Genomic DNA, 2,726 nt, shown 5'->3' with positions numbered 1-2,726 from the left:
TCCAGGGACCGGTCGAGATCCAGGGTCCCTCGCGATCGACCACCCGGGCTGAACGCGGTGAACGAGAAGTCGTCCTCCTTGAAGTCGGTCGGCTTGACGACCACACGGTGACCGTTGCCCAGCGTCCACACCGTGAGGTCGAGCTCCTCGACGCGGACCTCTTCGACGATCTCGCCCGGCGGCGGCGTGCGTGCGAGCAGCGGGGCTTCGCTGACGTCCTCCCGGTAGGGCTCGGTCGCCGTGGATTCCACGCGCTCGAACACGGTCAACAGATCGGCCTCGGCCGGAACCGGAATCGCGGGATCGTCCGGTGCGCTCACGGTGATCACACGGTTGTCCCGCTGGAGGAGTTCGGCACCGAGACCGACGGCGTTCACCTCGTCGATCGCGATGCCGGGGAGCAGGCGCTGGACCGCCTCGTAGCGCCACTCGATTCCAGGGATGGTCCGGCCCTCGAGGAAACGCGAGACGTACTGTCCGGCGAAGGTCGCGTTGTCCACGTTCTCACGCTCGTCGTAGCGGTTGCGGATCGACCGCAGGAAGCCGGCCTCGGCACGATCGAGTTCGGCGGCCGTGAATCCGTGTTCTGCCACGCGCTTCGCCTCGAGCAGAATCGTCTCGAGCGCTCGCTCGAGGCCTCCGTCCTCGGCGGTCGCGTACAGACTCACGCTCTCCGTCGTGCGTGCGAAGCGGCCCGAGCCCACACCCCCGAACACGAAGGGCGGGTCGGGCTCGTTCGTCAGCTCGCGCAGACGTTGGTTGAGCATGCTGGTGTACAACCGCTCCACCAGGGCCTCGCGGAAGTCGGCCACCGTCTCGACGGGCTCGCGCGGCTTCTTGACGACCACGCGCACGGTGTTCGTGCTCAACTCCTCGTCGGTGGCGATCACGATCTTCGTGTCGTCGTGCGGCGGCACCTCGTAGACGGTGCGCTCTTCGGCATCGGCCGGTCCCCAGGGTCCTCCGAAGCTCTCCTCGATGCGCTCGATCATGGATTCGGGCTGGAAGTCTCCGACCGCGATCACGGCCATCAGGTCGGGCCGGTACCAGTCGGTGTAGAAGCGTTCGAGGCGCTCGCGGTCGGCGCTCTCGATGATCTCGGGCAGGCCGATCGGCAGACGCTCCGCGTAGCGCGCGCCGTGGAAGAGCACGGGAATCTGTTCGTCGCGCACGCGCTGGCGCGCGCCGCGCCGTAGACGCCACTCCTCGAGCACCACGCCGCGCTCCTTCCGGACCTCTTCGGGATCCAACGTCAGACGCCGCGACCAGTCGGCCAGTACGGTGAAGGCCGTGTCGACGATCTCGGGGTCGTCGAGCGGAATCTGGAGCATGTACACGGTCTCGTCGAAGCTGGTGTAGGCGTTGATCTCCGGGCCGAACTCCATGCCGATCGACTCGAGGTAGTCGACCAGCTCCTGCTTCTCGAAGTTCTCGGTCCCGTTGAAGGCCATGTGCTCGAGGAAGTGGGCCAACCCGCGCTGGTCGTCGTCCTCGAGAACACTGCCCGCGTTCACGACCAGCCGCAACGCAGCGCGGTTCTCGGGTTCGGAGTTCTCGCGCACGAACCAGCGCAGGCCGTTGTCCAGTGTCCCGGTGCGGACCGCGGGATCGAAGGGGATCCCGGCACCCGCGTCGAAGTCGGCGTCGGACCACTCGGCCCCGCCGGCGGCCTGCGCGCCCACGTCGGGAATCGCTCCGGTGAACGGGACGAGGGCCAGGGCGAGCGCCAGCGGGACCAGCAGGCGGTGGGACATGGGGATCTCTCCTCGGGGCGTTCGGTGGGGCGGGCGGTCGGGTGGTCGGTCGGAGTTCACCGCGAGCCTCCGCTCGGGGTGCGGACGTTCGCGTGTCGGCTCCAGTAGTCGACGCTGCGCCGGTACGCGTCTCGGTCGAGCGGCACGCCGCTGCCGCCCTCTTCCACGCCGAGCGCGTTGCGCAGCATGGTGATCGGTGCCATGGGTGGCTCCGTGCGGTCGGGGGTGGCCAGGCAACCCACGATTCCCCAGTCGGCGTCGACGGGGTCGTCCTCGCGCCGCAACTGCTCGGCGCTGTACAGGATCACCTGCAGGTACGCCGCGACGGGGGCTTCGATTCCCTCGAACCACCGGGTCAGGACCGGGAGCTCGCCCTCGGCGCGAGCTTCGTAGCCGCTGCGGAGGAAGCGTTCGTTGTCGGCCGTGATCTCCACGGCCGCGCACCGCGCCGGTGTCCAGTTCCGATGGACGTGCAGACGGCAGAACGGAGCGTAGCCCTCGCGGTCTTCCAGCGGGACGTGTGCATTGCAGTGATCGACGAACTCCTCGGGCGTCACTCCCGGGATCCGGGGGACACCGTCGGGCGGTTCGAACAGGCGCCCTCGGGCGAAGCGGGTCAGGGCGATCTTCATGTCGTCGCCATCCGGTCGGGGAGGTCGATCCACGCTAGGCGAAAGGCCGCGCGGGGTCCAGCCCCTCGCTCCACGGGGCGCGGGCACGGCCCGGGCGGATGGACTACAATATCGGCCATGGCTCAGCGCTCACTGCGACCCACACCCGACGTGGACGACCTGCAACGACGCCTCGACCCGCGGGTCGTGACGATCGCCGCTCGCGTGCGCGGAGCCGGAGGCCGTGCCCTGCTGGTCGGCGGGTTCGTCCGCGACCTCCGCCTGGGGATCGACTCGAAGGACGTCGACCTCGAGGTCTTCGGAATCGACCCCGAGACCCTCTCGGAGATCCTCTCCGGGA

At 68.8% G+C, this 2,726-nt stretch carries 3 protein-coding genes; 1 reads left to right on the top strand and 2 read right to left on the bottom strand.

Annotated features, from left to right (window positions below; translation table 11 throughout):
* On the bottom strand, window positions 1-1,754 hold a 1,754-nt coding region (locus tag VKA86_15785; GenBank protein ID HKK72667.1), incomplete at its 3' end, for a pitrilysin family protein.
* Window positions 1,755-1,810: 56 nt separating this feature from the next.
* Window positions 1,811-2,386: a DUF3228 family protein gene (locus VKA86_15780; GenBank protein HKK72666.1), complete on the bottom strand. Its 576-nt coding sequence runs from the start codon at window positions 2,384-2,386 to the stop codon at window positions 1,811-1,813.
* A gap of 117 nt (window positions 2,387-2,503) precedes the next feature.
* On the opposite strand from VKA86_15780, the gene VKA86_15775 reads away from it, so the two are divergent.
* A partial coding sequence (locus VKA86_15775) for a hypothetical protein (protein HKK72665.1) occupies window positions 2,504-2,726 on the top strand: 223 nt, incomplete at its 3' end.

The sequence above is a fragment of the Candidatus Krumholzibacteriia bacterium genome (assembly GCA_035268685.1).
In the GTDB taxonomy this organism is placed as follows: domain Bacteria; phylum Krumholzibacteriota; class Krumholzibacteriia; order JAJRXK01; family JAJRXK01; genus JAJRXK01.
Note: the sequence above shows the minus strand (reverse complement) of the source record. Positions and strands in the feature narration are given on the sequence as shown.